The organism is Hydrogenophaga sp. (genome assembly GCF_028698005.1).
Classification (GTDB): domain Bacteria; phylum Pseudomonadota; class Gammaproteobacteria; order Burkholderiales; family Burkholderiaceae_C; genus Hydrogenophaga.
In genome coordinates this window covers 1-21,652 of the sequence record NZ_JAQVEJ010000019.1, presented here as the reverse complement: position 1 = coordinate 21,652, position 21,652 = coordinate 1, and the positions used below count along the sequence as shown (strand labels likewise).

At 69.9% G+C, this 21,652-nt stretch carries 22 protein-coding genes, 1 pseudogene and 1 riboswitch; of the genes and pseudogenes, 17 read left to right on the top strand and 6 right to left on the bottom strand.

Annotated features, from left to right (window positions below; translation table 11 throughout):
* Window positions 1–20 precede the first annotated feature (20 nt).
* Together PHQ87_RS03665 and PHQ87_RS03660 are read right to left on the bottom strand one after the other, a co-directional pair.
* Window positions 21–1,271 carry a URC4/urg3 family protein gene (locus PHQ87_RS03665; RefSeq protein WP_300231368.1) on the bottom strand — a complete coding sequence of 417 codons (1,251 nt, stop codon included), beginning with the start codon at window positions 1,269–1,271 and terminating at the stop codon, window positions 21–23.
* Window positions 1,268–2,560, bottom strand: a complete 1,293-nt coding sequence (locus tag PHQ87_RS03660) for a GTP cyclohydrolase II (protein ID WP_300231365.1) — start codon at window positions 2,558–2,560, stop codon at window positions 1,268–1,270. The genes PHQ87_RS03665 and PHQ87_RS03660 overlap by 4 nt, the downstream gene beginning before the upstream one ends.
* Before the next feature lie 157 nt (window positions 2,561–2,717).
* Between PHQ87_RS03660 and PHQ87_RS03655 the strand changes: the two genes are divergently transcribed.
* Complete coding sequence (locus PHQ87_RS03655) at window positions 2,718–3,011, top strand: hypothetical protein (protein WP_300231362.1); 294 nt, start codon at window positions 2,718–2,720, stop codon at window positions 3,009–3,011.
* Between the two features lie 78 nt (window positions 3,012–3,089).
* On the opposite strand, the gene PHQ87_RS03650 is transcribed toward PHQ87_RS03655, so the two are convergent.
* Together PHQ87_RS03650 and PHQ87_RS03645 are read right to left on the bottom strand one after the other, a co-directional pair.
* The gene (locus PHQ87_RS03650) at window positions 3,090–3,548 is read right to left on the bottom strand and encodes an HIT family protein (RefSeq protein WP_300231360.1); all 459 of its coding nucleotides are present in this window, start codon (window positions 3,546–3,548) and stop codon (window positions 3,090–3,092) included.
* A gap of 73 nt (window positions 3,549–3,621) precedes the next feature.
* The gene (locus tag PHQ87_RS03645; protein ID WP_300231357.1) at window positions 3,622–4,260 is read right to left on the bottom strand and encodes a LysE family translocator; all 639 of its coding nucleotides are present in this window, start codon (window positions 4,258–4,260) and stop codon (window positions 3,622–3,624) included.
* Between the two features lie 77 nt (window positions 4,261–4,337).
* Between PHQ87_RS03645 and PHQ87_RS03640 the strand changes: the two genes are divergently transcribed.
* The 8 genes and pseudogenes from PHQ87_RS03640 to PHQ87_RS03605 all read left to right on the top strand — a co-directional run bounded on the left by PHQ87_RS03640 (window position 4,338) and on the right by PHQ87_RS03605 (window position 11,322).
* Window positions 4,338–4,922, top strand: coding sequence for a mechanosensitive ion channel family protein (locus PHQ87_RS03640; protein ID WP_300231354.1), 585 nt, complete (start codon window positions 4,338–4,340; stop codon window positions 4,920–4,922).
* A gap of 39 nt (window positions 4,923–4,961) precedes the next feature.
* A riboswitch (TPP riboswitch) is annotated at window positions 4,962–5,071 on the top strand.
* An 87-nt stretch (window positions 5,072–5,158) separates the two neighbouring features.
* On the top strand, window positions 5,159–7,051 hold the full coding sequence (thiC, locus tag PHQ87_RS03635; protein WP_300231352.1) for a phosphomethylpyrimidine synthase ThiC: 1,893 nt from the start codon (window positions 5,159–5,161) through the stop codon (window positions 7,049–7,051).
* A gap of 3 nt (window positions 7,052–7,054) precedes the next feature.
* On the top strand, window positions 7,055–8,164 hold the full coding sequence (locus PHQ87_RS03630; protein ID WP_300231350.1) for an FAD-dependent oxidoreductase: 1,110 nt from the start codon (window positions 7,055–7,057) through the stop codon (window positions 8,162–8,164).
* Window positions 8,157–8,384 carry a sulfur carrier protein ThiS gene (thiS, locus tag PHQ87_RS03625; RefSeq protein ID WP_300231348.1) on the top strand — a complete coding sequence of 76 codons (228 nt, stop codon included), beginning with the start codon at window positions 8,157–8,159 and terminating at the stop codon, window positions 8,382–8,384. The genes PHQ87_RS03630 and thiS overlap by 8 nt, the downstream gene beginning before the upstream one ends.
* A gap of 2 nt (window positions 8,385–8,386) precedes the next feature.
* Window positions 8,387–9,184, top strand: coding sequence for a thiazole synthase (locus PHQ87_RS03620; protein WP_300231346.1), 798 nt, complete (start codon window positions 8,387–8,389; stop codon window positions 9,182–9,184).
* Window positions 9,185–9,188: 4 nt separating this feature from the next.
* Window positions 9,189–10,778, top strand: coding sequence for a PfkB family carbohydrate kinase (locus tag PHQ87_RS03615; RefSeq protein ID WP_300231343.1), 1,590 nt, complete (start codon window positions 9,189–9,191; stop codon window positions 10,776–10,778).
* A gap of 22 nt (window positions 10,779–10,800) precedes the next feature.
* Window positions 10,801–11,037, top strand: a pseudogene (locus PHQ87_RS03610) (DUF1653 domain-containing protein); the annotation flags it as partial.
* A 48-nt stretch (window positions 11,038–11,085) separates the two neighbouring features.
* Complete coding sequence (locus tag PHQ87_RS03605; RefSeq protein ID WP_300231393.1) at window positions 11,086–11,322, top strand: oxidoreductase-like domain-containing protein; 237 nt, start codon at window positions 11,086–11,088, stop codon at window positions 11,320–11,322.
* On the opposite strand, the gene PHQ87_RS03600 is transcribed toward PHQ87_RS03605, so the two are convergent.
* Entirely contained in the window at window positions 11,282–12,376 is a 1,095-nt protein-coding gene (locus PHQ87_RS03600; RefSeq protein WP_300231341.1) for a PA0069 family radical SAM protein, read from the bottom strand. The two genes, PHQ87_RS03605 and PHQ87_RS03600, sit on opposite strands and share 41 nt — an antisense overlap.
* A gap of 64 nt (window positions 12,377–12,440) precedes the next feature.
* On the opposite strand from PHQ87_RS03600, the gene PHQ87_RS03595 reads away from it, so the two are divergent.
* Window positions 12,441–13,052 carry a DNA-3-methyladenine glycosylase I gene (locus PHQ87_RS03595; RefSeq protein ID WP_300231338.1) on the top strand — a complete coding sequence of 204 codons (612 nt, stop codon included), beginning with the start codon at window positions 12,441–12,443 and terminating at the stop codon, window positions 13,050–13,052.
* Between the two features lie 18 nt (window positions 13,053–13,070).
* Here the strand turns inward: PHQ87_RS03595 and PHQ87_RS03590 are convergent, their stop codons facing one another.
* Entirely contained in the window at window positions 13,071–13,649 is a 579-nt protein-coding gene (locus tag PHQ87_RS03590; RefSeq protein ID WP_300231336.1) for a DUF924 family protein, read from the bottom strand.
* Between the two features lie 231 nt (window positions 13,650–13,880).
* Between PHQ87_RS03590 and PHQ87_RS03585 the strand changes: the two genes are divergently transcribed.
* The 7 genes from PHQ87_RS03585 (at window position 13,881) to PHQ87_RS03555 (ending at window position 21,482) form a co-directional block, all read left to right on the top strand.
* On the top strand, window positions 13,881–15,392 hold the full coding sequence (locus PHQ87_RS03585) for an acetyl-CoA hydrolase/transferase family protein (protein ID WP_300231334.1): 1,512 nt from the start codon (window positions 13,881–13,883) through the stop codon (window positions 15,390–15,392).
* A 68-nt stretch (window positions 15,393–15,460) separates the two neighbouring features.
* Window positions 15,461–18,373 (top strand): monovalent cation/H+ antiporter subunit A, encoded by a 2,913-nt coding sequence (locus tag PHQ87_RS03580; RefSeq protein ID WP_300231332.1) that lies wholly within the window; start codon window positions 15,461–15,463, stop codon window positions 18,371–18,373.
* Window positions 18,373–18,717, top strand: coding sequence for a Na+/H+ antiporter subunit C (locus tag PHQ87_RS03575; protein WP_300231329.1), 345 nt, complete (start codon window positions 18,373–18,375; stop codon window positions 18,715–18,717). Before PHQ87_RS03580 ends, PHQ87_RS03575 begins: the two co-directional genes overlap by 1 nt.
* Window positions 18,717–20,360 (top strand): monovalent cation/H+ antiporter subunit D, encoded by a 1,644-nt coding sequence (locus PHQ87_RS03570; RefSeq protein WP_300231391.1) that lies wholly within the window; start codon window positions 18,717–18,719, stop codon window positions 20,358–20,360. Before PHQ87_RS03575 ends, PHQ87_RS03570 begins: the two co-directional genes overlap by 1 nt.
* The gene (locus PHQ87_RS03565; RefSeq protein WP_300231327.1) at window positions 20,357–20,845 is read left to right on the top strand and encodes a Na+/H+ antiporter subunit E; all 489 of its coding nucleotides are present in this window, start codon (window positions 20,357–20,359) and stop codon (window positions 20,843–20,845) included. Before PHQ87_RS03570 ends, PHQ87_RS03565 begins: the two co-directional genes overlap by 4 nt.
* Window positions 20,842–21,120 carry a K+/H+ antiporter subunit F gene (locus PHQ87_RS03560; RefSeq protein WP_300231325.1) on the top strand — a complete coding sequence of 93 codons (279 nt, stop codon included), beginning with the start codon at window positions 20,842–20,844 and terminating at the stop codon, window positions 21,118–21,120. The genes PHQ87_RS03565 and PHQ87_RS03560 overlap by 4 nt, the downstream gene beginning before the upstream one ends.
* An 11-nt stretch (window positions 21,121–21,131) precedes the next feature.
* Window positions 21,132–21,482, top strand: a complete 351-nt coding sequence (locus PHQ87_RS03555) for a monovalent cation/H(+) antiporter subunit G (protein ID WP_300231322.1) — start codon at window positions 21,132–21,134, stop codon at window positions 21,480–21,482.
* Window positions 21,483–21,652: the final 170 nt, after the last annotated feature.

The following is a 21,652-nucleotide window of genomic DNA, read 5'->3' as shown; positions in this document are numbered from 1 at the left end:
TGTTGTGGTGATGAAGAGGATCAGAAAACCGTGCCGTCGCTGACGATGTTCAGCGGTGGCAGCCCCCCGCGCTGGCGCTGCGCGAGCCGGCGTCCCGCAGCCCAGGTGCCGCCTTCGAGCACACAGGCCAGCGGCATGACCTGCTCGTTCAGGCCCAGCTCGGCGCGCACCAGGGGTGCCAGCTCGTCCAGCAGGGCCACGGTGAGCGCGCGCCATTCGACGATGAAGGCATCGCCCGCCTGCCAGGCCCGCGTGGCCCAGTCGGTCGGCTGCGGGCGCAGCACGCCGGCGTCGATCAGCAGACCGCCATTGCGGTATTCGGGCAGGCCGGTCAGGGCGTCCAGCCCGGTCACGCCAACGCCGGCCCACTCGAAGGGTTCGAGCAGCGAGTAGGTCAGCCACTGCGAGAGCTTGTGGAAGGGCATCCATCCGGCCGTCAGGCCCTCGCCCACGACCGCCGGGTGCGGCCAGCAGTCGCCCAGCGGCTCGCCGTCGATGGCGTTCTGCGCGGGCCAGATGCCCGAGAGCGTGTCCAGCAGCAGCACCAGGATGTCGTGCGCCGCCACCGCGCCTGCGCCCTGCGCGGCCAGCCGGTCGAACAGGCCGCCGGGCCGCCCCAGGGGCCCGAACACGGCCGGCTGCGCAGCCAGCGCCTCGCCCAGGCGGCGCAGCAGGGCGGCGCGGCCTTCCAGCCCCACCAGCGGATTGCCGCGACCGACCTGGAAAGCACCGGCCAGCCGGGCGGCGGTCATTTCTTTCAGGCCAGCCGCATCCACACGCAGCGGTTGCCGCGGGTCGCTGGAAAACCGGCCATCAAGGAATGCATGGAAGCTGGCCACCCCCAGCCCCTCGGAACGGGCGAAGCGCTGGCCGCTGTCGGCCTCGAGCCAGGACCAGTCGGCACCGGCCCCCGCATCGAGCAGCACGCTGACCAGCACCAGATCGATCTGCGCGCGCGCCCGCGTGGCGGCGTCCACCGCGCCCAGCGCCGCGTCCAGCAGCGCCCGCCGGTCCACGCCACCGGCCTCGAAATGGCGCCAGCGGCTGTGGTACGGGATGCGCCCGTCGGGGTAGCGCTCACGCGTGAGCGTGGCCACGGTGCGCGCGGCATCGGCCAGTGCGGCGTCGTGCACCACAAAGTGCGCCGACGCGCCTGCGCGCGCACGGGCCAGCAACTGCCTCGCGCGGGCCCGCACCGCGGTGGTCGAACGGAGCAGCCGGGCGGCGCCGGCGGGCGTGGTCGGGTCGGTGTGCGGCGCCGGCACGCTCACGCCCCCAGCGCCCGGCCCTTGGCCTTCTTGAGTTCCTCCGCGTCGGGCACGGCGCCGGGGGTGAAGTAGCCCGCCGCCATCTTGGCGTCCATTTCCACGCGCGCGTCGGCCGGGATCAGCTCGTCCGGGATGTTGATGCGCTCGCCCACCTCGATGCCGGAACCGGTGATGGCGTCGTACTTCATGTTGCTCATCGAGACCAGCCGGTGGATCCTGGTGATGCCCAGCCAGTGCAGCACGTCGGGCATGAGCTCCTGGAAGCGCATGTCCTGCACGCCGGCCACGCATTCGGTGCGGGCGAAGTACTGGTCGGCCGTGTCGCCGCCCACCTGGCGCTTGCGCGCGTTGTAGACCAGGAACTTGGTCACCTCGCCCAGCGCGCGGCCTTCCTTGCGCGAATAGGCCACCAGACCCACGCCACCCTGCTGGGCGCCCTGGATGCACTCTTCAATGGCGTGCGTCAGGTAGGGGCGGCAGGTGCAGATGTCGGAGCCGAACACGTCGGAGCCGTTGCACTCGTCGTGCACGCGCGCGGTCAGCGTCACCGACGGATCGGCCAGGTCGCGCGGGTTGCCGAAGATGTAGAGCGTCTGTCCGCCGATCGGCGGCAGGAACACCTCGAGATCGGAACGCGTGACCAGCTCGGGGTACATGCCGCCGGTTTCCTCGAACAGCACCCGGCGCAGGTCGGCCTCGGTGCAGCCGAAGCGCCTGGCCACCCCCGGCAGGTACCAGACCGGCTCCACCGCCACCTTGGTCACCACCGCCGCGCCGCCCTCGGTCAGCAGCCTGCCGTCGGGCTTCAGGCGCCCCTTCTGCACGGCGTCGATCACCTCGGGCAGCAGCACATGGGCCTTGGTCACGGCGATGGTCGGGCGGATGTCGTAGCCCGCCGCCAGTTCCTGCGCATAGACGGCGGCCACCTCGGCGCCCCAGGGGTCGAGGCTGACGATCTTGCCGGGGTCGGACCACTGCGGATAGGGGCCGATCACATCGGTGGGCGCGGTGTTGGTCAGGTCGGCCTTGTGCTCGCGCTTGAGCGCGCCGGCCGCGACCGCCAGCGCGCGGTACACGCTGTAGCTGCCGCTGTGGGTGCCGATGACGTTGCGGTGCGCGCGGTTGGTGGTGGTACCCACGACCGGCCCGCGTTCGCGCGCCGTGGCCGCGCCCCAGACGATGGGCAGGGCGCCGAAGCCACCCGCGTGCGAGGTGAGCCGGATGTGGCGCGGTGACGGCGTCGGGGCCGAGGCCGGTGCCGCGCCAGGAGGCGGGGATGCGTCTGCGGACATGGACAGGTCCTGTGGTGAAAGCCCTGGAGGGCGAGCCGGCGGCAACGGCGGGCGGCCGCTGCCGACACCCGGCTCCGTTGTAGCAAGGCCAATGCCAGCCGTCCACCCGCTGGCGCTCCGTACAATCCCGGCCCTCCCCCTTTTTCTGGCCACATTCATGCACTACGCCGTCTCTCATCACAAACTCAAGCTCATCCTCAGCGGCGCCGGCCTCAAGTCCGGCGATGCGGCCGGCATCGACCAGCTCTTTGGCGGCAAGGACGGCTATTACTGGTACGGCACCCTGCGCGACATGTGCCCCGAAGGCAAGACCCTGACCTGGGACAACCAGTACGCCCTGGTGGCGGCCATCCAGGCGCACGAGGACGCCAGCGCGGCCGAAGACGAGATGCCGCCCGAGAAGCTCAAGCCCCACCACATCGCCGCGATCTGCAAGCTGCTGGCGATCTGACCCCCCACGCACGCCGCCGCGGGTCGCTGCACCATGATGGGGCAGATCCGGCCCCGGGACGCCCCGCGGGCGGCAGGATCAGGACGTGGCGCCGCCCTTCGTCAGTGCCTCGCGCAGCCGCCCGGCATAGCCCGCCAGCACGTCAAACGGCGGGTCCTTGCGCGGCCAGCTCAGCGCGATGCCGTCATCGGCGTGGCGCGGCACCACGTGCAGGTGGAAATGGAACACCGTCTGGTCACCTTCGGCACCGTTGGCCTGCAGCACCGTCAGGCCCGGCGGGTCGAAGGCAGCGCGCACCGCCAGCGCCACCCTGCGTGCCGTCTGCATGACCGCCGCGGCCTCCTGCGGCGTGATCTCGAACAGGTTGGCCGCGTGCCGGCGCGTGGCCACCAGCACGTGGCCGGGATTGACCTGCCCGATGTCCATGAAGGCAAGGGTCAGCGCGTCCTCGTACACCCGGGCAGCGGGGATAGCCCCGGCCACCAGGCGGCAGAAGATGCACTGGTCCGGCGGTGAGGTATCGATGAACTTGGGCATAAAAAGGGCCTGCGGCTCACGGGCACAGGCGGGTCATGATACCCACCCGATCGGCGACGGCGCGATCGCCCGTTCAGCGCGACATCACCATCCGCACGCCCAGCCCGATGAAGATCGTGCCGGTGAGCCGGTCGAGCCACAGACCGGCACCGGGACGGCGCTGCAGCCACTGGCCCACGGTGCCCGAGCACAGGGCCAGCAGCCCGAACAGCAGCGCGGCCTGCAGCGTGAAGAGCACGCCGAGCACCGCCATCTGGCCGGGCACCTGGCCCTGGGCCGGCACCACGAACTGGGGCAGGAACGACAGGAAGAACAGCACCACCTTCGGGTTGATGGCGTTGGCGAGCACGCCCTTGAAGAAATACGGCAGCACGCCGCCAGCGACCGGCACGCCCGCCCCCTGCCCGTCGGGCACCCGGACGCCACCGCGGCTGCGCAGGGCCCCCACCCCCAGCCACAGCAGGTAGGCGCCGCCGGCCACCTTCAGCGCGGTGAAGGCCACCGGCGAGGCCGCCAGCATGGCGCTCACGCCCAGCACCGCCAGCACCGTGTGGCTCAGGCACCCGGATGCGCACCCGAGCGCAAAGGCCAGCGCCAGCCGGCGCCCGCGCGAGGCACCGACACCGAGCACCATCAGGTTGTCGGGGCCCGGCGTGGCCGTGATCAGGATGGAGGCAAGCAGGAAGGGGGCAAGCTGGTCGGGCGAGATCATCCGGCAATGATAGGAGAGCGGCCCGGCGCCACCGGCCGCGGTCGGTCAATCCCCCTGGCATGGTCCACAATGACGGCATGCGCAAGTTGATGGAATACCTGCCCGAGTGGGCCCAGTCCTGGGTCGAGGTCATCACGCTGGGCCTGCAGATCGGGCTGATCGTGCTGGGCACACTGGCGCTGCGCGCCCTGCTGCACCGCTTCATCCAGCGGCTCGGCAAGGACAAGCACCTGCCGCTGGAATTCGTCGTCGGCGGACGCCGGCTCATCAGCATCGTGCTGTTCTCGGCGATGCTGCTGCTGGTGCTGGACCGGCTCGGCGTCTCCGGCACGGTGCTGTGGACCGCGCTGACCGGCTTTACCGCCGTGGCGGCGGTGGCCTTCTTCGCCGCCTGGAGCGTGCTGTCCAACGTGTTCTGCGCGCTGCTGCTGTTCACCACCCGTCCGTTCGGTCTGCACGACCGTATCGAGGTGCTGGAAAGCGGCGACAAGCCCGGCCTGGGCGGCGAGGTGATGGACATCAACCTGATCTACACCACCATCCGCGAGGACGCGACCGAAGGCCAGGACCCGACCTACCTGCGCGTGCCCAACAGCCTGTTCTTCCAGCGCATGGTGCGCCTGCGCACCAGGGCGCCCGTGCTGCGCTCGCTGCTCGATTGAGCCCGCCATTGCAGGCGTGACCGATTGGCGGCTACACTTGTCGCTGCTCCGGGGTGCACGTACTGGCGTGCTGAGATGGCGGACCTGACCGCCGGAACCGCGAACTTGATCTGGTTAGTACCAGCGTAAGAAGAGCTGCAGCGCCGTTGCGCCGACGTCCGCCCCAGGGGCAGACCGGCCCACAACATGCCGGCGCCGACGCGGAGCGTTCATCCATCTTCACGGAGACGCCCGCCATGAATGCCCCCGACAAGCTGCAGCAACTGCTTTCGCTCACGCGCGAGCCCTTTCCCCAGTCCCGCAAGATCTACGTCCCCGGCGGCCAGGCCGGCGTGCAGGTGCCGATGCGCGAGATCGCGCTGACCAACGGCGAGACGGTCACCGTCTACGACACCTCGGGCCCCTACACCGACCCGCAGGCCGCAATCGACATCCGCCGCGGCCTGCCGGCCGTGCGCAGCGACTGGATCGCCGCGCGCGGTGACACCGAAACCTATACCGGCCGCCAGCGCGTGGCGCTGGACGATGGCGGCAAGAAGGGCGAGACGACGGACGGGCGCATCGAGGCCCTGCGCGCCGAAGCCGCCGCGCTGCAACGCGCGCCGCGCCGCGCCAGGGCGGGCGCCAACGTGACCCAGATGCACTACGCCCGCCGCGGTATCGTCACCCCCGAGATGGAGTACATCGCCATCCGCGAGAACGGCAAGCGCGAATGGATGCGCGAGTACCTGGGCGACGCCGAGCGCGAGGCGCGCCTGCGCGGCAACCCCATGGGCGCGCGCATTCCCGACGTCATCACGCCCGAGTTCGTGCGCGACGAGGTGGCACGCGGCCGTGCCGTGATTCCGGCGAACATCAACCACCCCGAGATCGAGCCGATGATCATCGGCCGCAACTTCCTCGTGAAGATCAACGCCAACATCGGCAACTCGGCCGTGACCTCATCGATCGAGGAGGAAGTGGAAAAACTCGTCTGGTCGATCCGCTGGGGCGGCGACACGGTGATGGACCTGTCCACCGGCAAGAACATCCACACCACGCGCGACTGGATCATCCGCAACTCGCCCGTGCCCATCGGCACGGTGCCGATCTACCAGGCGCTGGAAAAAGTGGGCGGCGTCGCCGAGGACCTGAGCTGGGAGATCTTCCGCGACACGCTGATCGAACAGGCCGAGCAGGGCGTGGACTACTTCACCATCCACGCCGGCGTGCGCCTGCCCTTCATCCACCTGACCACGAAGCGCCGCACCGGCATCGTCTCGCGCGGCGGCTCCATCCTGGCCAAGTGGTGCATCACCCACCACCAGGAGAACTTCCTGTACACGCACTTCGACGAGATCTGCGAGATCATGAAGGCCTACGACGTCACCTTCTCGCTCGGTGACGGCCTGCGCCCCGGCTCGGGCGCCGACGCCAACGACGAGGCGCAGTTCGCCGAGCTGCGCACGCTGGGCGAGCTGACGCAGATCGCCTGGCAGCACGACGTGCAGACCATGATCGAAGGCCCTGGCCACGTGCCCATGCACATGATCCAGGCCAACATGGACGAGCAGCTCAGGCACTGCCACGAGGCGCCGTTCTACACGCTGGGCCCGCTGACCATCGACATCGCGCCGGGCTACGACCACATCGCCTCGGCCATCGGCGCCGCCATGATCGGCTGGATGGGCACGGCCATGCTGTGCTACGTCACGCCCAAGGAGCACCTGGGCCTGCCCGACCGCGACGACGTCAAGCAGGGCATCATCGCCTACAAGATCGCCGCGCACGCGGCCGACGTGGCCAAGGGCCATCCGGGGCAGCGCGCGCGCGACGACGCCATGAGCAAGGCACGCTTCGAGTTCCGCTGGCGCGACCAGTTCGCCCTCGGGCTCGACCCGCAGACGGCCGAGGCCTACCACGACGAGACCCTGCCCAAGGATTCGAGCAAGGAGGCCCACTTCTGCTCGATGTGCGGGCCCAAGTTCTGCAGCATGAAGATCACGCAGGACGTGCGCGACTACGCCGCGGCGCAGGGTCTGGACGAGGAGCAGGCGCTGCAGGCCGGCATGGCACAGAAGAGCGCCGAGTTCAAGGCCGCGGGCGGCGCGTTCTACGTCCCCGTCGACACCCTGACGAAGAAGGCCTGAGCCATGGGTGCGCGTCTGAAGATCGGCATCGCCGGTGCCGGCGTGCTGGGCCGCCTGCTCGCCTGGCAACTGGCCCGGGCCGGCCACGCGGTGACGGTGTTCGACCCGGCCACCGGCCCCGGGGCACCCGCGACCGGCCACATCGGCACGCCCGTGCCGTACGCGGCCGGCTTCACGGCGGCCGGCATGCTCAGCCCGCTGGCCGAACTGGACAACGCCGGCCCCGACATCGCGCGCCTGGGCTGGCGCTCGCTGGTGCTGTGGCGCCAGACGGCCGACGCATTGCAGGCGCAGGGCTGCGCCGCGCCGTTGTTCGCCCAGCACGGCAGCCTGATGCTCGCGCACGGACCCGACCTCGGCGCGGCCAGGCGCGTGCTGGCCCGGCTGACCGCGGTGCCGGCACTGACCACCGCATGGCCGACCCCGCAGGCGCTGGACCGTGCCTCACTGGCGGCGCTGGAACCGGCCATCGCACCCGGCCTGCACGCCTGGCTGCTGCCCGATGAGGCACAGGTCATGCCCAGGGAGATGCTGCACGCTCTGGCCCAGCACGCGCCCGGTGTGTGGTGGTGCTGGGACGAACCCGTCGGCGACGTGGCACCCGGCCGGATCGTGCTGGCCAGCGGTGAGGCCGAGGCCTTCGACCTGGCCATCGACGTGCGCGGCCAGGGTGCGCGTCCGGCGCTGCCGGTGCGCGGCGTGCGCGGCGAGGTCATCTGGTTGCATGCCCCCGGCGCCAGCCTGCAGCGCCCCCTGCGCCTGCTGCATCCGCGCCACCGCGTGTACGTGGTGCCGCGCCCCGGCGACCTGTTCGTGGTCGGCGCCAGCGAGATCGAAAGCGAGGACCGCTCGCCGGTGAGCCTGCGCAGCGCCGTCGAGCTCATGGCCGCGGCGCACAGCGTGCTGCCCGAGCTGGCCGAGGCGCGCATCGTGCACATGGAAAGCAACCTGCGCCCGGCCCTGCCCGACAACGAGCCGCGCATCGACCACGAGCCCGGCCTGCTGCGCATCAACGGCCTGTTCCGCCACGGCTGGCTGCTCGCGCCCGCGCTGGCGCAGGATGCGATGGCGCGCGCCGGCCTGGCCATTTCCGAGGACACCTGCCATGCCTGACCACACCCTCTCCACCACCGGCACGCTGCGGTTCAACGACCTCACCCTGCCCTGCCCCGCCGGCCTGACCCTGGCCGGTCTGATCGAGCGCCAGGGCCTGGACCCGGCCGCCGTCGCCACCGCCGTCAACGGCGCATTCGTGCCGCGCGAGCAGCGCGCGGCCACCCGGCTCGGGGACGGTGACACCGTGCTCACCTTCCAGGCGATCGTGGGAGGATGAACATGCACACCGATTCGTGGACGCCCTATGGCATCAAGCTGCAGAGCCGCTTCCTGCTGGGCACGGCCGGCTATCCCTCGCCGCAGGTGCTGGCCGACAGCATCGCGGCCAGCGGGGCACAGGTCATCACCGTCGGCCTCAAGCGCACCATGTCGGCGGCGGGCGACAACGGCTTCATCGAGATCATCCGCGGCGCGATGCGCGAGCGGGGTGCGCGCCTGCTGCCCAACACCGCCGGCTGCCGCACCGCGCGCGAGGCCGTCACGCTCGCGCACATGGCGCGCGAGCTGTACGGCACGCACTGGATCAAGCTCGAGGTGGTGGGCGACGAGCACACGCTGCAGCCCGACCCCTGGGGCACGGTGGAGGCGGCAGTCCAGCTCGTCAGGGATGGCTTCGCCGTGTTCCCCTATTGCACCGACGACCTCGTCACCTGCCAGCGCCTGCTCGATGCGGGCTGCCAGGTGCTGATGCCCTGGGGTGCACCCATCGGCTCGGGCCAGGGCCTGCTCAACCCGTTCGCGCTGCGCACCCTGCGCGCGCGGCTGCCCGGCGTCCCGCTGGTGGTGGACGCCGGCATCGGTGCGCCCAGCCACGCCGCGCAGGCGATGGAGCTGGGCTTCGACGCCGTGCTGCTCAACTCCGCGGTCTCGCAGGCGGTGGACCCGGTGCGCATGGCGCGTGCCTTCTCCCTGGCGATCGACGCCGGTCGCAGCGCCTGGTGTGCCGGCGTGATGGCACCACAGGACATGGCGGTGGCCTCCACCCCCGTCACCGGACAACCCTTCCTCATTGGATGAACGCATGAGCACACCCGTCATCTGGAGCGTCGCCGGCACCGACAGCGGCGGCGGCGCGGGTCTGGCCGCCGACCAGCGCGCGGCCGACGCCTTCGGCGTGCACCTGTGCACCGTCGTGGCCGGCATCACGGCGCAGAGCACCACCGAAGTCACGCACATCGAGGCCACGCCGCCGCCGGTGCTCGAGGCGCAACTCGACACGCTGCTGGCGGACATGCCCCCGCGCGTGATCAAGACCGGCCTGCTGGCCAGCGCCGACAACGTCCGCGTGCTCGTGCGCCTGATCGACCGGCTGCGCGAGCGCGCGCCGCTGGCCCTGGTGGTGGACCCGGTGCTGCATGCCAGCACGGGCGCTGCGCTGGCCAATGCCGAATTGCGCGCCGCCTACTGCGAGCTGCTGATCCCGCGTGCCACCGTCATCACGCCCAACCAGGGCGAGGCCGTGGCGCTGCTGGGCGGACGCTGCCCGGAGGGCGTGGCCGCGCAGGCCTCCGCGCTCAAGGCCATGGGTGCGCAGGCCGTCGTGATCACCGGCGGCGACGCCGCGCTGGTGACGCCACACACCAGCCTCTCGCTCGACTGGATCGATACCCCCCAGGCCCAGGGGTGGCTGTACCTGCCGCACGAGGACATCGCGCACAACCACGGCACGGGCTGCACCTTCGCCTCGTCGCTGGCGGCGGCGCTGGCGCTGGGCTGGTGCGTCGCCGACGCCACCGTGCTCGCCAAGATGGCGGCCACGCACGCGCTGCGCCATGCGCGCGCCGTGGGCCGGGGCGTGGGGCCGGTGATGGCCCGCGCCGGCTTCGGCACCGACCCGACGCTGCTGCCGCACCTGTCGCTCTCGGCTGCGGTGCCCGATGCCTGGGAGCGGCCAAGCCAGCCGGCCCGCACCCCGGGCGTCTACGCCATCGTGGACAGCGCCGAGCGCGTGGCAGCGGTGCTGCAGCCGCCGTCCACCGTTGACACCATCCAGTTGCGCATGAAGCGGCCGGTCGGCCTGCCGGACACCAACTGGCAGGCCTCCCTGCGCGACGCCGTCGCGCGCAGCCGGCGCGCGGCCGAGGGCAGGGGCGTGAGCCTGGTGATCAACGACCACTGGCGCGAAGCACTGGCGGCGGGCGCGCAGGCCCTGCACCTGGGCCAGGAGGACCTGATGGCCCTCACGCCCGACGACCTGGCCACGCTGCAGGCCGCGCGCGCGCAGGGGGTTGCGCTCGGGCTGAGCTCGCACAGCCTGTGGGAGCTGTGCCGCGCCGCCGCGCTGGCGCCCGATCTCATCGCCTGCGGCCCCGTCTGGCCGACCACGACCAAGGACATGCCCTGGACCCCGCAGGGCCTGGACAACCTGGCCTGGTGGGCGCACATGGCGCCGGCGCCGGTGGTGGGCATCGGCGGCATTCTGGAGCCCGGCCAGTTGCAGGCCGTCGCCGCCGCCGGTGCCGCCGGTGGCTGCGTGGTGCGCGGACTCGGCGACGACCCGGTGACCACCCTGCCGGCATGGCTGGCCGCCTGGGAACGGGGCCGGAACGGGGCCAGCGCCCCGGACCTGCCTGCCCTGCCGCACCCCACGCTGGCCGCTGACGTAGCATGAGCGGTCATCACGCCGCACCGCCATGCCCTCTGCCGACGACCACGAACTGCCCGCCATCGATCCCACGCCCCCCGGCCTGTACCGCCACTACAAGGGCGGGTGGTACGAGGTGATCGCCACCGCCCGCTGCAGCGAGACCCTGCAGGGCATGACGGTGTACCGTCCCCTGTACGGAGAGGGCGGCCTGTGGGTGCGGCCGGCCACCATGTTCGGCGAAACCGGCCTGTTCGCGGGCCGCCAGCAGGCGCGTTTCGCGCGTCAGGACCCGGCCTCGGTGCCGCTGGCCGACCTGCCCAGCACCCAGGCCATGACCCGCTACCTGCGGCGCCGCGCACAGGAAAGCGGCATCGACCTGGACAGCGCCCTGCGGCCACCGCCACCGGAACCCACCACCTGCTGCGGCCGTGGCTGCAACGGTTGCGTCTGGGAAGGCTATTACGCGGCGATGCACCACTGGCGGAACGACGCCTGCGAGCTGCTGGCGCGGCACACCGGCGCCCTGCTCAGAACAGTTCCGACTGACCCTGCAGCGCGGCCGGCCTGAAGCGGCTGGCGTCGATTCCCTCGTGCTCGCGGTTGAGGCCGTAGCGCGCGCAGGCCTTGTGAAAGCGCTGGCGCAGCAGGTCGGCCCAGACGCCCTGCCCCTTCATGCGCGTGGCGAAGTCGGCGTCGTAGTCCTTGCCGCCGCGCAGGTCGCGCATGCGCGCCATCACGCGCTCGGCGCGATCGGGGTAGTGCTGATCCAGCCAGGTGCGGAACATGGGTGCCAGCTCCCAGGGCAGGCGCAGCACCTGGTAGAAAGCGCGCCGCGCGCCCGCCTCGGCGGCCGCCTCGAGCACCTGCTCCATGTCGTCGTTGATGAATGGGATCTGCGGCGCGACGCTGACGCCCACGGGCACCCCGGCCTCCGCCAGCGTGCGGATGGTGCGCAGGCGCCGGTGCGGCGCCGCCGCCCGCGGCTCCAGGATGCGCGCCAGCTTCGGCTCCAGTGTGGTGATGGTCACGTACACCGCCGCCAGCCGCTGCGCGCCCATGGGCGCGAGCAGGTCCAGGTCGCGCTCGACGCCACTGCCCTTGGTCACGATGGCCAGCGGGTGGTGGCAGGTGGACAGCACCTCGAGCACCTCGCGGGTCAGGCGCAGTTCGCGTTCGACCGGCTGGTAGGCATCGGTCACGGTGCCGATGGCGATCATGGCGGGCTGGTAGCGGGGTGCCAGCAGCTCCTGGCGCAGCACCTGCGCGATGCCCCGCTTGGCGACGAGGCGCGTCTCGAAATCGATGCCGGGGGACAGGTTCAGGTAGCTGTGCGTGGGCCGCGCATAGCAGTAGATGCAACCGTGCTCGCAGCCCCGGTAGGGATTGAGCCCCTGCACGAAGCCGACATCGGGCGAATCGTTGCGCGTGATGGCGCTGCGGGCGTCCTCCCAGCGCAGTTCGGTGGCCGGCGGCGGCGCCTCGGCAGCCGAGTGCATGGCCAGCTCGGGGCTGCCCCAGCCGTCATCGAACGCGTCGCGCGCGTCGCGCTCGAACCGGTGCGGCTGCCGCCACGCGAGGCCCCGGCCCTTGAGCGACTGCACGGGTATGCGGTACTCGCCCATATCGATATACTGTGATTTTTTACAGTATATCAACAGCCACGGAAAACCGCTAGAAAGGCGCCCCATGAGCAGCACGTTCACCGGACCCGACGGCCTGCACCGATGCAACTGGTGCTCGGCCACCGACAGCTACACGGCCTACCACGACCACGAATGGGGCTACCCGGTGGGCGACGACCGGCGCCTGTTCGAGAAGCTCTGCCTGGAGGGCTTCCAGTCGGGCCTGAGCTGGCGCACGATCCTGGACAAACGCGAGAACTTCCGCGCCGCCTTCGCCGGGTTCGACTTCCACCGCGTGGCCACTTTCACCGAGGACGACGTGCTGCGCCTGCTCGGTGATGCCGGCATCGTGCGCCACCGCGGCAAGATCGAGGCGGCCATCCACAATGCGCGCATGGCCATGGAACTGGCGGCGCAGGAAGGCTCGCTCGCGGCCTTCTTCTGGCGCCACGAGCCGGATCCGGCCTCGCGGGTGCCGGGGCAGGTGGTGTCGGAGTCGGACGCGTCGCGCGCGCTGTCCAGGGCGCTGAAGCAGCGCGGCTGGAAGTTCGTCGGGCCGACCACGGTCTATGCCTTCATGCAGGCCATGGGCATGGTCAACGACCACCACCCCGACTGCGCCTTTCACGCGCGCGTCGAGGCGGCACGCCGGCAGTTCCGGCGTCCGGGCCGCTAGCGCCGCGCCGCCTGTCTGTCAGCCGGCGAAGCCGCCGGCGTCCAGGAAGGCCTGCTCCTGCGGCGTCGTGTCGCGCCCCAGCGGCGGGTTGCGGTGCGGAAAGCGGCCGAAGCGCTCAATGATGTCCCGGTGCACGTGCGCATGCTGGATCTGCGAGGGGGCATACCGCTCGTAGAGCGAGACGGACAGGTGCTGGTCGGCCAAGTCTTCCGAGTGCGTGAACGGCAGGCAGAAGAACAGCCGCAGCGACTCGTCCACCTGGCCGGGCGCGTCGCGCTCCAGCGCCAGCCGCGCGAAGTGGCGCGCCAGCGGGTCGGTCGCGAACATGTGGGCGGAGCCCCGGAAGGCATTGCGCGGGAACTGGTCCAGCAGGATCAGCAGCGCCAGCAGGCCCTCGGGGGTCTCGGCCCAGCCGTCGAGCTCGCGCCGCGCGGCGGCGTGGTGCAGGTGCAGGAAGCGCTCGCGGAAGATGACATCGAAGCTTTCGTCCTTGCGGAACCACTGGTCTTTCTCGCCGGCGTCGCGCCAGAAGCCGACAATGCGGTCGATGTCGCTCATGCTGTGGGCCGCCGCTTCGGTATGAATGGTCTGATCCATGCCAAGTCTCCTTTGCAGTCGAACACGCCTGCCCAGCATAGCCCATGCAGGCCGGTGCCGGTGCCGTTTTCTTGACGGCGCGCAAACATTCGCACCCGTCCTTTTTCCGGTGCTGTCCGAAGACCTGCGAAAATAAGGGTTAACCCTCGGTTTCCCGACAACCCCCGCCGACCGGCGGTCGAGCAGGAGCACCATTTGAAACATTCCCTTTCCCGCATCCAGCATCCCGGCATGCGTGCCAAACTGATGTCGGCCGACGAAGCCGCCGCGCTGATCCGCCATGGCGACAACGTCGGCATGAGCGGCTTCACCGGCGCCGGCTATCCCAAGGCCGTGCCGGCCGCCCTGGCCCGCCACATCGAGCGGCGCAACGCCGAGCAGCCCGGCTCGTTCCGCATCGGCGTGTGGACCGGCGCGTCCACCGCCCCGGAACTGGACGGTGCCCTGGCCCAGGTCGGCGGGATCGAGTTGCGCCTGCCCTACCAGTCCGACCCCACCTGCCGCCAGCGCATCAATGCCGGCGACATGGACTACATCGACATCCACCTCTCGCACGTGGCGCAGTTCGTCTGGTTCGGCTTCCTGGGCCGGCTCAACGTGGCGGTGGTCGAGGTCGCCGGCATCCTGGACGATGGCCGCCTGGTGCCCACCTCCTCGGTCGGCAACAACAAGACCTGGCTGGAGCAGGCCGACCGCGTGATCCTGGAGGTCAACCACTGGCACCCGACGGCGCTGGAGGGCATGCACGACATCTACTACGGCACGGCCCGGCCGCCGCAGCGCCAGCCGATCCCGCTGACCCAGCCGGGCGAACGCATCGGCGAGCCCTACCTGCGCGTGGACCCGGCGAAGGTCGTGGCGGTGGTGGAGACCCACGCGTCCGACCGGGTCACGCCCTTTGCCCCGCCCGATGCCGTGTCGCAGCGGATTGCCGAGCACATCATCGATTTCCTCGGCCATGAAGTGCGCCGCGGCCGCCTGCCCAAGGACCTGCTGCCGCTGCAATCGGGTGTCGGCAACACCGCCAACGCGGTCATGGCCGGCCTGAACAACGGCCCCTACGAGAACCTGACGGCCTACACCGAGGTGCTGCAGGACGGCATGCTGGCGATGCTCAAGTCCGGCAAGATGACCTCGGCCTCGGCCACGGCCCTGTCGCTGAGCCCCGAAGGCATCCGCGACTTCATGGACAACCTCGATTTCTACCGCGAGCGCATCGTGCTGCGCCCGCAGGAGATTTCCAACCACCCGGAGATCATCCGGCGCCTTGGTCTCATCGCGATGAACGGCATGATCGAGGCCGACATCTACGGCAACGTCAACTCCACCCACCTGATGGGCACGCGCATCATGAACGGCATCGGCGGCTCGGGCGACTTTGCGCGCAATGCCTACCTGTCGATCTTCATGACCGGCTCGGTGGCCAAGGGAGGCTCCATCTCGTGCATCGTGCCCATGGTCAGCCATGTCGATCACACCGAGCACGACGTACAGATCATCGTCACCGAGCAGGGCCTGGCCGACCTGCGCGGTCTGGCACCCCGCGAGCGGGCCCGCCTGGTCATCGAGCGCTGTGCCCACCCCGACTACCGCGATGCGCTGAACGACTATCTGTCGCGCGCCGAGAGTCTGGGTCGCAGCGGCCGCGCCGGCCTGCACACGCCCCACCTGCTGGATGAAGCGCTGTCCTGGCATGCCCGCTTCGAGCAGCAAGGCGACATGAGGGTGGCACAGGACCGCTAAAGAAAAACGGGAAAATCCGTCCCATCACAGCGGCAAATCGATGCCATTTGTCCTCTACACTCGGACGTATGTCCTTGTTTTTGCTGCTGTTACTGCCTTTTGCCGGTAGCGCGATCGCGGCCTTGCTGCCGACCAACGCGCGCAACCTCGAGTCGTTGTGGGCCGGCGTGGTGGCATTGGCGGTGGCGGTACCCCTGGGTCTGCTGTACCCCGATGTGGTCGCCGGGGCCGTGGTCACCGAGCGGCTGTCCTGGTTGCCCAGCCTGGGGCTGGACCTGATCATCCGCATCGACGGCTTTGCCTGGATGTTCGCGATGCTGGTCAGCACCATGGGCCTGCTGGTGATCGTCTACGCCCGCTATTACCTCTCGCCCGAGGACCCGGCGGCGCGGTTTTATTCACTGCTGCTGGGTTTCATGGGCGCCATGCTGGGTGTGGTCGTCTCGGGCAACCTGGTGCAGATGGTGGTGTTCTGGGAACTCACCAGCGTCTTCTCGTTCCTGCTCATCGGCTACTGGACGCACCGCAAGGACGCCCGCCGCGGCGCCCGCATGGCCTTCACCGTGACGGCCTCGGGCGGTCTGGCGCTGCTGGCCGGTGTGCTGCTGCTGGGCCACATCGTCGGCAGCCTGGAGCTGGAGACCGTGCTGGCCCAGGGCAGCCTGGTCAAGACCGACCCGCTCTACCCGCTGGCGCTGGGCCTGGTCCTGCTCGGCGCGCTGACCAAGAGCGCGCAGGTGCCGTTCCATTTCTGGCTGCCGCACGCCATGGCGGCGCCCACGCCGGTGTCGGCCTACCTGCACTCGGCGACCATGGTCAAGGCCGGCGTGTTCCTGCTGGCGCGGCTGTGGCCGGTGCTCGCGGGTACCGAGCCCTGGTTCTGGATCGTCGGTGGCGCCGGCCTGGCCACGCTGCTGCTCGGTGCCTACGCGGCCATGTTCCAGAACGACCTCAAGGGCCTGCTGGCCTATTCCACGATCAGCCACCTGGGTCTGATCACGCTGCTGCTCGGCATGAACAGCCCGATGGCGGCGGTCGCGGCGGTGTTCCACATGATGAACCACGCGACCTTCAAGGCCTCCTTGTTCATGGCCGCCGGCATCATCGACCACGAAACGGGTACCCGCGACATGCGGCGTCTGGACGGCCTGTTCAAACCCATGCCGGTCACGGGCACGCTGGCCATCGTGGCCTGTGCCGCCATGGCCGGTGTCCCGCTGCTCAACGGCTTCCTGTCCAAGGAGATGTTCTTCGCCGAGACCGTGTTCGTGCACGCCAACCCGTGGATCCAGTATGGACTGCCCGCCATGGCCACGCTGGCGGGCGTGTTTGCGGTGGTCTATTCGCTGCGCTTCGGCCACGATGTGTTCTTCGGCAAGAAGCCCGAGACGCCACGCCAGCCGCACGAGCCGACGCACTGGATGCGCGTGCCGGTCGAGTTGCTGGTGCTGGCCTGCATCGTGGTCGGCACCATGCCGGCCTGGTCCATCGGCCCGCTGCTGGCGACGGCGGCCCAGCCGGTGGTGGGCGGCGATCTGCCCGAATACAGCCTGGCCATCTGGCACGGTTTCAATACACCGCTGGCCATGAGCCTGGTGGCCACGCTCGGCGGCATCGTCGTCTACCTGGTGTTCGCCGAGCGCTTCAAGCGGCGGCGCGTGCGCTGGGCCCCCGGGCTGCGCTGGCTCAATGGCCAACAACTGTTCCAGCAGACCCTGGCCCTGCTGACCGGCGGTGCGCGCCGCCTGCTGCACCTGACCGGCACACGCCGCCTGCAGCCCCAGTTGGCGTCCATGATCACGATCGCCGGCCTGGCCGGCCTGGGCTCGGCGCTGATCGTGCCCCTGACCTGGGGCGACCGGGCCCGGGTGCCGGCCACCCCCGAGTTCGTCGTCCTGTGGATCGTCGCCGGCATCTGCGCCATTGGCGTCGCCGTGCAGGCCAAGTTCCACCGGCTGATGGCGCTGATCCTGCTCAACGTGGTCGGGCTGGCCCTGTGCATCACCTTCGCCTGGTTCTCGGCCCCCGATCTGGCGCTGACGCAGCTCGCGGTCGAGGTGGTGACCATGGTGCTGTTCCTGCTCGGCCTGCGCTGGATGCCCAAGCGGATCGAGCAGGACGAGGCGCCCTTCACCTCGAACGTGTGGTGGCGGCGCCGGCGCGACCTGCTGATCGCCGTGCTCGCCGGCGCGGGCCTGTCGGCCCTGTCGTACGCCCTGCTCACCCGCCAGGCGCCGATGTCGATCTCGCCCTACTTCATCGAGAACGCGCTGCCGCTGGGCGGCGGCACCAACGTGGTCAACGTGATGCTGGTGGACTTCCGTGCCTTCGACACGCTCGGCGAAATCACCGTGCTGGGCATCGTGGGCCTGACGGTCTATGCCCTGCTGCGGCGCTTCCGTCCGCCGGTCGAGGTGATCGACCAGCCGGCGCAGCAGCGCGCCGTTCCGCAGGAAGTGCCCAGCGACCTCGTCACGCGCGAGGCCGATGGCGCGACGACACCACAGCCCTACCTGGAAGTGCCGGCGGTACTGGTGCGCCTGCTGCTGCCGGTGTCGGCCGTGTTCGCCTTCCACCTGTTCATGCGTGGCCACAACGAGCCCGGTGGCGGCTTTGTGGCCGGTCTGGTGGTGGCCATCGCGTTCATCGCGCAATACATGGTGGGTGGTACACGCTGGGTGGAAGAGCGCATGCGCCTGATGCCGCCACGCTGGATCGGCTTCGGTCTGTTCGCCGGCCTGCTCACCGGCATCGGTGCCCTGTATGCCGGCTATCCGTTCCTGACCACGCACACCGCGCACGTCGTCTGGCCGCTGGTGGGCGAGGTGCATGTGCCCAGCGCCATCCTGTTCGATCTGGGCGTTTTCACCGTGGTGGTGGGCGCCACGCTGCTGCTGCTGACGGCGATCGCCCACCAGTCGCTGCGGGCCCAGCGCCGGCAGGCCACGACCGAGCAACAGGCTGGCGAGGGGAGCCACTGATGGAGCTGATCATCTCCCTGGCCATCGGCGTCATGGCCGGCGCCGGCATCTGGCTGGTGCTGCGTCCGCGTACCTTCCAGGTGCTGATCGGGCTGTCGCTGCTGTCCTACGCGATCAACCTGTTCATCTTCAGCGTCGGCAGCCTGTCGATCGATGAAGAGCCGATCGTGCGCGCCGGGCAGTCGGCCAATCTGGCCAACTACACCGACCCCCTGCCACAGGCGCTCGTGCTCACCGCGATCGTCATCGGCTTCGCCACCACCGCGCTGTTCCTGGTCGTGCTGATGGCGCTGCGCGGCCTCTCCGGCGGCGACCATGTCGATGGACAGGAGGATCGCTCATGATGTCCCTGATGGACCATCTGGTCGTCGCTCCCGTCCTGTTGCCGCTGTGCACCGCCGCGCTCATGCTGCTGATCGGCGACGGCCGGCGCTCCGCCAAGGCCTATGTCAACGTCGCCTCGACCACGCTGGGCCTGGCCATCGCCGTCGCACTGCTGCTGCGGGTACAGGAGCAAGGGGCGGCCGCCTTCGGGGTCTACCTGCCCGGCAACTGGCCGGTGCCCTACGGCATCGTCCTGGTCGCAGACCGGCTGTCGGCCTTGATGGCGGTGCTCGCCGGTGCCGTCGGACTGGCCGGCCTGCTCTACGCGATGGCGCGCTGGCAACACGCCGGCGTGTACTTCCACGCCCTGTTTCAACTGCAGTTGATGGGCCTGTACGGCGCCTTTCTGACCGCCGACCTGTTCAACCTGTTCGTGTTCTTCGAGGTGCTGCTGGCCGCCAGCTACGGCCTGCTGCTGCATGGCGGCGGGCAGGTCCGCGTGCGCGCGGGGCTGCACTACATCGCCATCAACCTGATGGCCTCGCTGCTGTTCCTGATCGGAGTGGCGGTGCTGTACGGTGTGACCGGCACGCTGAACATGGCCGACATGGCGCAAAAACTCAGCCTGGTTCCCGCCAGCGACCGCGGGCTGCTGCATGCGGGTGCCGCCATCCTGGCGATCGCCTTCCTGTGCAAGGCCGCACTGTGGCCACTGAACTTCTGGCTGCCGCCGGCCTACGCCGCCGCCAGCGCACCGGCGTCGGCGATCTTCGCCATCCTGACCAAGGTGGGCGTGTACGCCGTGCTGCGCCTGTGGACCCTGTGCTTCCCGTCCGACGCGGGCGAGTCGGCCAATTTCGGTGGCGGTGTGCTGGTCTGGGGCGGCCTGGCGACCCTGGCCTTTGGTGCCATCGGGATGATGGCCTCGCAGCAGCTGGGCCGGCTCGCCGGCTACAGCGTGATTGCCTCCTCGGGTACGCTGATCGCCGCGATCGGCTTTGACACACCGGCGCTCAGCAGCGGTGCCCTGTTCTACCTGGCCAGTTCGACCCTGGCCGGCAGTGCCCTGTTCCTGCTGGTCGAGTTGATGGAACGGGCACGCCAGGTCGAGGCCGACCCCCCCGAGCTCGACGATGGCAACTACGCCCTGCCCGCCTTCTTCGACGCCGAGCCACCACCGGGCACGAACCTCGACGATGACGAGGAGGCCCTGTTCGGTCGTGCCATTCCGGCCTCCCTGGCCTTCCTCGGCCTGGCCTTCATGGTCTGCACCATGGTCATCGCCGGCCTGCCGCCACTTTCGGGCTTCGTGGGCAAACTGGCCATGCTCATGGCCTTGCTGGAGGTCCAGGACACGGCCGCCCGGGTCCTGTTCGTCTTGCTCATCGCGTCCGGGCTGCTGGCCGTGATCGCGCTGATGCGCGTGGGCATCCAGCACTTCTGGACCGCCCAGGACCGGCCGGCACCGCGCCTTCGCGTGGTCGAGACACTGCCCATCGCCGGCCTGCTGCTGGCCGTGGTCACGATGGTCTGGCAGGCCGAGGCGGTGCTCGACTACACGCGGCTGACCGCCCAGACGCTGCACACGCCGTCGCAGTACATCGATGCCGTGATGGGCGCCCGGACCGTGCCCAACCCGGCTTCTCACGGAGACGGACCATGAAGCGCCTGCTGCCCTCGCCCTGGCTCTCGCTGGGCATTTTCGTCGGCTGGTTGCTGCTGGCGCGCAGCACCAGCGCCGGCCAGCTCATCCTGGCCGCGCTCGTCGCCTGGGTCATGCCGCTGCTGATGGCCCCCCTGCGGCCACGCCCCGGCCCGCTGCGCCACTGGGGCGTGCTGTGCATGCTGATCCTGCGGGTCGGCCGCGACGTCCTGCTCTCCGCCCTCGCTGTGTCCCGTGGTATCCTGCGCGGCCGCCAGCACCCGCCTCGCGGCCAGTTCGTGAACATCCCGCTGGACCTGCGCGATCCGCACGCGCTGGCGGCGCTGGCCATGATCACCACCGTCGTTCCGGGCACAGTCTGGTCCGAACTGGCGGCCGACCGCAGCGTCCTGCTGCTGCACGTGTTCGACCTTGACGACGAAGCCCGTTTCATCGAGCACTACAAGCATGACTACGAACGCCCCCTGAAGGAGATCTTCGAATGAGCCCGCTGCTGTCGCTGGCCGTTTCGGCCACGCTGTTGCTGTACATGCTGGCCATGGTGATCGGCCTGGTGCGGGTGCTGCGGGGGCCAACCGCGCAGGACCGCGTGCTGGCCCTGGATTTCATCTATGTGGTGGGCATGCTGGTGATGCTGGCCCTGGCCATCCGCTACGACAGCGCAATGTACTTCGAGGGGGCCTTGCTGATGGTGCTGTTCGGCTTCATCAGCTCGGTGGCCGCCGCCAAGTTCCTGCTGCGCGGGGAGGTGATCGAGTGACAGCGTCAGAAATGCCATCCATCCCGGACATCATCGTGGCCCTGCTGATGCTGGCCAGCGGCATCGTGGCGCTGGTCGCCGCGCTCGGGCTGCTGCGCCTGCCCCACTTCTTCATGCGCATGCATGCACCGGCCATTGCCTCCACCCTGGGTGCCTGGCTGATCACCTTCGCGTCCATCACCCATTTCAGCACGCGCGGCAACGGGCTCCAGTTGCACATCTGGCTGATCATCATCCTGCTGTCGATCACCGGGCCGGTGACGACCGTGGTGCTGGTGCGTGCCGCGCTGTTCCGCCGCCGCCTGGCGGGCGACCCGCTGCCACCCCCCCTGGGAACGCAGACAACAACCCCGCAAAAATAAGGCAGAGGGTCCATGTCCGCACGACTCAAACCTGTTCTGGCCCTCCTGCTGATCGTCCTGATCGCGGCGCTGGTCTGGCGCCAGGCCCCCTGGCGCCAGGATGCGATCGCCGACGCCTTCGTCAGCGGCAACGGCCGCATCGAGGGCACCGAGATCGCGGTCGCCTCCCG